Below are 7,794 nucleotides of genomic sequence, written 5' to 3'. Positions count from 1 at the left end.
CCTCCAAGTAAAAGTGTAACATCCATGTTTATTCATGGTCTTTTTACACTGTCTACCTTAAGGGGATAATATCAGATTCCGTAAATCAATCTGTTCTTTTTTAATCATATGCATAGCTTCCACTCCTGCAAGAATGGATGTAGCTGTGCCAAAAGACTTGAACCCTAACATAGAACGAACACGTTTCTTAATAAAACGATGATCTTGTTCCACTATGTTATTGAGATATCTAACTTGCCTGAGTTAGATAAGAGAATTCGTCGTCATCTTAAGAAAACGAATGATTCTTGGCGAGTAGACGAGACGTATATTAAGGTCAAAGGAAAGTGGATGTATTTATATCGTGCAGTTGATTCAGAAGGAAACACCATTGATTTCTACCTAAGCAAAACAAGAAATCACAAGGCTGCAAAGCGTTTCTTCAAGAAAGCTTTGCAGTCTTTTCATGTCTCACAGCCTCGTGTGATAAACATCGATAAGAATCCCGCCTATCCGGGGTCACCATACATGCCCATCAACTTAAGAATTTTATAACACCCCTAAAACAAAAAATTATACATTTTCACCGGGAGATGCCAATTTTATTGTTTTGGGGTATTTGCTTTTCTTAGCTTAATGGCGATGTGGTGATACCCAATATAATTTTGTTTTACATTATATGTTAATTATTTCTGTATTAATATATAATGTTTTTGGTGGTTTATTTAAAACATATGAGATGTTTAGAAGGAGAATATATGAAAATATTACGGAGTAAAATTACTTGTATTGCAATTGGTGCAAATATTATTTTTTGTTTAGCTTTACTTGTGTATATGTTTTTTTATAATGAACTTATGTATCCTGACCAAAATTATGTAAATACCACACGTGATTCTATGTATATATTTTATGCTTTAATCATTCCATTAGTTATCTCTATTGGATTTTCAATTATTGCCTTATATAAAGAGAAAAATCAAAAAAAATATTGGTTCCTAATTTATTCTTTTCTATAGAATTTTTAATATTTACAGGTGGTTGGTTTCTTTTTATTTCATGGTAAATTTAATATGTATGGTGATCCCTATTAGAAGGAATAATACTTTTGTATTTTCCTATTTTTATGTTGATTTTACAAAAAATTACTTTTATAATGATTTTGAAAACAGATAAACCATTATAAAAGGAGCTGTTGAAGTGTTTAGAAAAATAAGTATGGCTATTGTTACTATGATTCTGACTCTTTCTGTAACTTTTTTTGGTAGTGATGCACAGGCTGATACTCTTTCGACAAATAATGATTTAGTATCAGAAGACAATTCTTCTGTTGTATTACAAACATCTGAAGGTAAAGAGGAATCCATTACAACACTTGCAACGAAATCATTACCTTGGGACTTTACTTATGAATTTGATTCGAATTTAGATGGTACTACTAGATTTTATTATGATTCTGATAAGGGCCGATTAAAGATACACATGAAATCTAAAAGTGATGCTTCAGGAAATTTTAAAGTAACACTAATGAAAGATCCAACAGTTGGTTGGGATCATGCAGTTTCTCATACAAATTATCCAAGGAATAGTTCGAAAGGAGTTATTTTTACTAATCAATATGGAGGATCGAAATTGTCTTCCGGTTATTATTGGTTAAAATTTGAAAATCCACATCCATGGCCTGATATAACAGGGTCAGGATCTGTTTATTATACTCGTTAATATAAATACGAAAAAAGAAGACTTAGAGAGAAGAACTAAAGAGAGCACATATGCTCTCTTTTTTCTTTTGTGCTTCGACAGAATAGGAGGTACATCAACTTAACATTTTGAAGTATCCTCAAAATAAAAAAATGTACTATCAAAGGTAAATATAGAATTAGAATGTAAAATTTTAATAATTAGTAATGTAGAAGCTTTCAATTAAAATTGGTACAATAATAACCAAGTATTGAAATCAAAAACAGAACTGTATTAAAAAGGAGATTCTATACTATGGAGCAAATTATTTCAAACAGTAAGGACGGATCTACAGAGATATATTATAAATTATTCTCTATATTATCTTTGTTAACTTTTCATAAGATCACATCCATTGAAAAGAAAAAGAAAAGTCTTAAGCTTTCCCTCGAAAATGAATTGGAAAATTTAACGAAACATAATCCTTATAAATTATAATACCGTTCCCAAAAATTAAACTCTACAAGAGAATTTATTTATAGGATATTATTAAACCAATATAACCTCATATTAACTTGACCTTATAAACGCTATTCTTTTTGTAGAAATATACAGAAAGGATGGCGTTTGTTATGAATCTTTCGATTCAAGGTGAACTACAATTATTTGCTGAAGAATTATATGAACATCTTACTCCTTCACTTTTAGAAAACCTTGCTAGAGAACTAGGGTTTGTACAACGGAAACGGAAGTTTTCAGGTCATGATTTAGCTATTATCTGTATCTGGATTAGTCAACGGGTAGCGAGTGATTCTTTAGTGCGACTGTGTAGTCAACTTCATGCAGCTACAGGAACTCTTATGAGTCCAGAAGGACTCAATAAGCGTTTAAATAAGAAGGCTGTTTGTTTTTTAAAACATATTTTCTCCATATTATTAAAAAATAAAATTTGTGAAACATCAGTGATTCCAAGCTCTTCAATCACCTATTTTCAACGAATTCGCATTTTAGATGCAACAATTTTCCAAGTGCCAAAACATTTAGCTAATGTGTATCCTGGATCAGGTGGGTGTGCACAAACAGCGGGTATAAAAATTCAGTTAGAATATGATTTACATAGTGGCCAATTTTTAAACTTTCAAGTTGAACCGGGGAAAAATAATGATAAAACCTTTGGAACAGAGTGTTTAGCGACATTACGTCCTGGAGACCTCTGTATTCGGGACTTAGGCTATTATTCACTGGATGATTTAGATCAAATGGATCAACGTGGTGTGTATTATATATCACGACTCAAATTAAACAATATGGTGTATATCAAAAATCAATTTCCTGAATACTTTCGAAATGGGACAGTAAAAAAACAGTCTCAGTACATCAAAGTTGATTTAGAACAAATTATGAATACCTTAAAACCGGGGCAAATCTATGAAATAAAAGATGCTTATATTGGAAAAGATACAAAACTATTCACTCGGGTGATTATGTATCGATTAACAGAAAAACAACTTCGTGAACGTAGGAAAAAACAAGTGTATACGGAGAGTAAGAAGGGCATTACATATTCAGAAAAAAGCAAACGATTAGCTGGTATGAACATATATGTTACCAATACACCTTGGGAGATTGTTCCGATGGAACAAATACATGATTTTTACTCTCTTCGCTGGCAAATAGAAATCATCTTTAAAACTTGGAAATCTCTATTCCAAATTCATCATTGGAAAAATATCAAACAAGAGCGATTAGAATGTCACATTTATGGAAAACTAATTGCTATTTTTCTATGTTCTTCTACTATGTTTAAGATGCGACAGTTGATTTTACAAAAGAAACAAAAAGAATTAAGCGAATATAAAGCCATTGGAATGATACAAGATCATCTATACATCTTGTATCAAGCTATACAACAAAACACTCAAGAAATAACAAAAATCTTGTGCCGTTTATTCAACCTTTTACTGAAAAATGGACGGAAATCTCACCGATATGAGAAGAGAACAGTCTTTGATATCCTGGGTGTTATTTATGAGTATAGTGGATTGGAAAAACAAAAGAAAATTGCATAATTTTTGAAATTTGGTTGATTGAGGTTTATTTGGCATGCTCATTTTTAAGGACAAAAAGTGTTTTAAGAGTATTTAGTTTATTTGAACAAAAGTCCATTTTGTTTCCATTCTTAAGTTGATGGGCATGTGTAGTTCACCTTGAATCGAAAGATTCATAAAAAACGCCACCCTTTCTGTATATTTCTATAAAAAGAATAGCATTTTTTATATTAGATTAAATAAAATATTAAATTATATTAAGACCCTTATGTGTTGGTTGAACACTTATTATCCTCATATAACGTATTAACAAGCTGTTTTAAATTTTTGATGAATAATAGAATCTCTTGACTAGACATTCTAGCATGTTGAAGATGAAATATGTTGCCTTTTCCGATTTCTAACTCGTTTGAATTCAATGTAATAGGGATATTCCTAAAGACATGCCATGGAAAATACAAGTGTACAAAAGTTTCTCTAAAATATATCCCCGATTGACAAATTAATACGCCATCCGATCCTTTACTCAAATTACCAAGGACAGAGGTGTCTAAAAAAGCCATGATTTCTTCTTCTTTTGAAACAACATATCGTGCCCAAATTTCCTTTAGCTTTTTATCTGAAATATGATTGTCTACAAATAAACCATTATTAGGTTCTAATAATTCATCGTACGTCTCAAACAAAGAGCAGATTGATTTTATCTCGTCAATTTTTATAACTGGATGTATATCATTTTGCTTTGAATTGTGGAACGAATTTGTAAGAGCTATAAGTAATTCTTTAAATAACTGCGGTGGATAATCACTGCCATTAATATTAAAACTTTTTTGTGCATCAAAAGATAAAAAACCGTCTTTATCAATTTCAATTTGTTGCACTTCATTTAATTTATCCCATTTCATATTTCCTTTACCTAATAACCAATTTTTCCAATATAAACCCGAACTTGTAAAATAAACACCATATTTTCCTGAACCAAATAAATTGCAACTTAAAAAAGCAATAATTCGATCATTCGTTGGTATAGAGAAACGTTTTTTTGCAATTGATAAAAAATCTTCAGGTATTCTAGTAACATAAAATCTAGATTGCTGATATTCTAAACAAATATCAGTTAAACGATTAATATCTATATTCAGCATGATAATTCTCCATTTCTTATATATTTTTGATATGTAAATTATAATATTATCAGGTAAATATTAACACTTAAAATCCGCTTAAATTGAGAGGCACTCTATTGAATTCTAAAATAAATTTGTGTTAAATTGAAAAATTTATTATTTATTTTTACCGTTTTGGGGTAACCTCTTTTCTTAAGTTGATGGGCATGGGGTCACCATATCATTTTGGGAAAATTGTACGCTAAGGACTACAGAACCTTATCATTACAGCATTATTTAATGGTTAGTACCTGTTCAGAAAGATAAAAACCTAAGTTTAATTGAACATTGATTTGTTTACACACTTTATGAACACAATTATAGCTATAATATGTTGGTATTATTGAGTTTTACCCTCTGTTCATAAACATAAGATTTTCTGAACAAATATCTCTTAGCGTACAGCAAAAGGAGGTAATTATGACAAAAATGTGTCTAAACGTACAGAATTCCCGGAATGATATGGTGAGGCCGTATAGATCAGTCTACAAGCATTCCCTTGCTATAAACATACTTTGTTTTTTAGCATTTTTTTATATTGAACTAAAAAGTAACTATTATTTATAAAACATGTAGTTATTATTAAAAAATAATAATATTCCTTAATAATATTTCACATTATTAAAGAATATATCTTATTACACTATGATTTCCCTATATTTCCATGCAATTATGCATATACAAATATAGGGAGTCGGTATGTGAAATGTTATTATGTTATATCATTAAAACTTTTCACTTGTCGAATTTTCTCTATAAATTATAATAATTATATTTTAAAGAGAAATACTAAATTATTTTTTTTATATTTTTGAAGAAATGATTTTATTAATATAATTGTTTTTTAATCAATAAATTTTTATATATAAGATTATATATGTTTCCAGTGGTATTTTATGATTTACATAGAAAATACATAGTGTTTTAATAAGTGTATAAGGTTCTTGCATTCTATAAGAGGTAAAAGAAATAGTATTTTACAAATAAAAAATGACCTGTATTTCTTTTATATTTATAGTCTAAGCAAATAATTTTATAGTAGGGCATTATGTACATTTTATTATCTTAAATCAAATAAAAAGAGGTGTCTAGCATGAAAAGACAGAAAATTAAGAAGGTTGCAAAAGTTATACCTGCAGCGTTTGTATTAAGTTCAGCTTTATTTGTAGCACCAGGATTTTCTTCAGCGGCTACTGATACTCCTACGAATGTAGGGAATCTTCCAGTAGTAATTAGTTCTCAAGAAGCAAAAGCTCCTATGACAGCAGAACAAGCTGAAAAAGATAAACTTCCTATTCCTAAAGCTCCTGTAGGACCTTATCAAGAATTTCCTTATGAGGCTTATTCTACTACACAATATGGAGATGTAATTGATTATATATTTTTAGATGTTTATCCAGAAAAGGCTATGACAGTGTCAACATCAAAGATGTTTAATTCTCCAGATATGATAACGGTATTACCTGATGGTACTCGAACTGCTGAAATTAAAGATCATTATAATGTAGATTTAACACCAGGTAAATTAGCTTATAGTGTTGGTATAGCTAAAAATAGTGAGTTAGGCAAACAATTTCTTTCGGATACAAAGCTTAAGAAAGATATTTATTGGAAATTAATTGATTCTAATATTGTAGATAAAAACTCTGGCTATCATTGGAGTAAATCAGTAACAAGCGGTCTTTCTAAGTCTAATACTGTTGGTTTTGCTCTTACTGTTGGAGTTGAAGCAGGGCTTGGAGACGCTCTTAGTTTTTCAACTTCGTTAACTACTAGTTTTGAGCATAATACTACAATAACTACGGAGGATTCAGTAGTTAAAACATTTGATTTCAACCCGAGACCTGATTCCGTGCATGCTCAATATCGAACTGCTCTATATCAACAATTGGCGAAATATTCAGTTCAACCAGGTTCTCAATTACAAGGTCTTATTGATACTTGGAATAAGGCAGAAGATTTTCCTTTCCAAGTGAAATTGAAAAAAGAATTTACTTATCCAGTAGATGTTATATTAGCACTTACATCTAAGGAAAAAGAAGAACAAGAATAGTTTATTATAATTTTTAACAAAGCTAGCATTTTGCTAGCTTTGTTTTGTTTTTAATAAGTATTTTATGTGATTAAATATAAAATGTATCTAATATATTATCCTTTTCTTCTTTATTAATTCCAATATATTTAAGTGTGATTTTTGGTGTGCTGTGATTCAAGATTTCTTGCAACATGGCTACATCTTTTGTTTGTTTATAGAACCAATAGCCGAAGGTTTTTCGCATGGTGTGAGTACCGATAGACTCTACACCGGCAAAATCTCCGGCTTTTTGCAATTGTCGATAAGCTTGGATCTTACTAATGGGTTGATCTCCTTTTCGTGAAGGGAATAACCAGGTATTTTCTAGGGTTTGAGCATATGAGTATATCTCATCAAAAATAGAAGTAAGATTAATCATGCGTTCTTTCTTTGTTTTTCCCTCTTTGATTTTGAATTCGTTTCTCTTTTTCCGTTTTAATTTTACTATGGTTTGTGTTTCAAGTTGGAGTAGATCGCTGATACGTAATCCTGTATTGATTCCAATTAGAAATAGAATATAGTCTCGTTCTGAACAGTGGCGTTTTAGGGCCCATTTCATATCTTCGATTTGTTCTTTTGTTCGAATGGGTTGGACATCAATGAGATGTGGTTTTTTGTTCATGGATTTATGACCTCTTTATGTATAGTGTTTTGAATGTATACTTTTATTATGTATTTTGAGGATATCAGGGTAATTGGATTGAAGTCAATGAATTTAGGGTGCTGAATGTAAACTAATATTCAAAAATTTAAATTCAAACTAATTATTTGCAATATATTATTATTTTTATTTATATTGTTATAAAGAATTACATAGAGTAGATATTTTTAAGGAGGTATATATGTC

General features: G+C 30.0%; 7 protein-coding genes and 2 pseudogenes. 6 read left to right on the top strand and 3 right to left on the bottom strand.

Going from position 1 to position 7,794, the window contains the following annotated elements:
• Positions 1 to 57: 57 nt before the first annotated feature.
• Positions 58 to 243, bottom strand: a pseudogene (locus tag JDS96_RS29140) (DDE-type integrase/transposase/recombinase); the annotation flags it as partial.
• On the opposite strand from JDS96_RS29140, the pseudogene JDS96_RS29135 reads away from it, so the two are divergent.
• The 5 genes and pseudogenes from JDS96_RS29135 to JDS96_RS29115 all read left to right on the top strand — a co-directional run.
• Positions 238 to 495, top strand: a pseudogene (locus tag JDS96_RS29135) (IS6 family transposase); the annotation flags it as partial. The pseudogenes JDS96_RS29140 and JDS96_RS29135 sit on opposite strands and share 6 nt — an antisense overlap.
• Positions 496 to 737: 242 nt before the next feature.
• Positions 738 to 998 carry a hypothetical protein gene (locus JDS96_RS29130; protein ID WP_242480019.1) on the top strand — a complete coding sequence of 87 codons (261 nt, stop codon included), beginning with the start codon at positions 738 to 740 and terminating at the stop codon, positions 996 to 998.
• 181 nt (positions 999 to 1,179) lie between these two features.
• Entirely contained in the window at positions 1,180 to 1,701 is a 522-nt protein-coding gene (locus JDS96_RS29125; protein ID WP_199668912.1) for a hypothetical protein, read from the top strand.
• A 273-nt stretch (positions 1,702 to 1,974) separates the two neighbouring features.
• Positions 1,975 to 2,157, top strand: coding sequence for a hypothetical protein (locus JDS96_RS29120; RefSeq protein WP_199668911.1), 183 nt, complete (start codon positions 1,975 to 1,977; stop codon positions 2,155 to 2,157).
• Between the two features lie 134 nt (positions 2,158 to 2,291).
• Entirely contained in the window at positions 2,292 to 3,728 is a 1,437-nt protein-coding gene (locus JDS96_RS29115; protein WP_199668910.1) for an IS4 family transposase, read from the top strand.
• Between the two features lie 245 nt (positions 3,729 to 3,973).
• On the opposite strand, the gene JDS96_RS29110 is transcribed toward JDS96_RS29115, so the two are convergent.
• Positions 3,974 to 4,852 (bottom strand): hypothetical protein, encoded by an 879-nt coding sequence (locus JDS96_RS29110; RefSeq protein WP_199668909.1) that lies wholly within the window; start codon positions 4,850 to 4,852, stop codon positions 3,974 to 3,976.
• Positions 4,853 to 5,966: 1,114 nt separating this feature from the next.
• Here JDS96_RS29110 and JDS96_RS29105 point away from each other — a divergent pair.
• Complete coding sequence (locus JDS96_RS29105) at positions 5,967 to 6,926, top strand: hypothetical protein (protein WP_206777247.1); 960 nt, start codon at positions 5,967 to 5,969, stop codon at positions 6,924 to 6,926.
• Between the two features lie 70 nt (positions 6,927 to 6,996).
• Here the strand turns inward: JDS96_RS29105 and JDS96_RS29100 are convergent, their stop codons facing one another.
• Positions 6,997 to 7,569 carry a tyrosine-type recombinase/integrase gene (locus JDS96_RS29100; protein ID WP_199668908.1) on the bottom strand — a complete coding sequence of 191 codons (573 nt, stop codon included), beginning with the start codon at positions 7,567 to 7,569 and terminating at the stop codon, positions 6,997 to 6,999.
• Positions 7,570 to 7,794 lie beyond the last annotated feature (225 nt).

Origin of the sequence: Bacillus cereus group sp. N21, assembly GCF_016483395.1 — a bacterium.
GTDB lineage: Bacteria > Bacillota > Bacilli > Bacillales > Bacillaceae_G > Bacillus_A > Bacillus_A pseudomycoides.
The sequence above is the reverse complement of the archived record's forward strand: the minus strand, read 5'-3'. Positions and strand labels throughout refer to the sequence as shown.

Bases quoted from the DNA above. Each gene is read 5' to 3' on its own strand.
- JDS96_RS29120 (WP_199668911.1), top strand. From the start codon at position 1,975: ATGGAGCAAATTATTTCAAACAGTAAGGACGGATCTACAGAGATATAT.
- JDS96_RS29100 (WP_199668908.1), bottom strand. From the start codon at position 7,569: ATGAACAAAAAACCACATCTCATTGATGTCCAACCCATTCGAACAAAA.
- JDS96_RS29105 (WP_206777247.1), top strand. From the start codon at position 5,967: ATGAAAAGACAGAAAATTAAGAAGGTTGCAAAAGTTATACCTGCAGCG.
- JDS96_RS29130 (WP_242480019.1), top strand. From the start codon at position 738: ATGAAAATATTACGGAGTAAAATTACTTGTATTGCAATTGGTGCAAAT.
- JDS96_RS29115 (WP_199668910.1), top strand. From the start codon at position 2,292: ATGAATCTTTCGATTCAAGGTGAACTACAATTATTTGCTGAAGAATTA.
- JDS96_RS29110 (WP_199668909.1), bottom strand. From the start codon at position 4,852: ATGCTGAATATAGATATTAATCGTTTAACTGATATTTGTTTAGAATAT.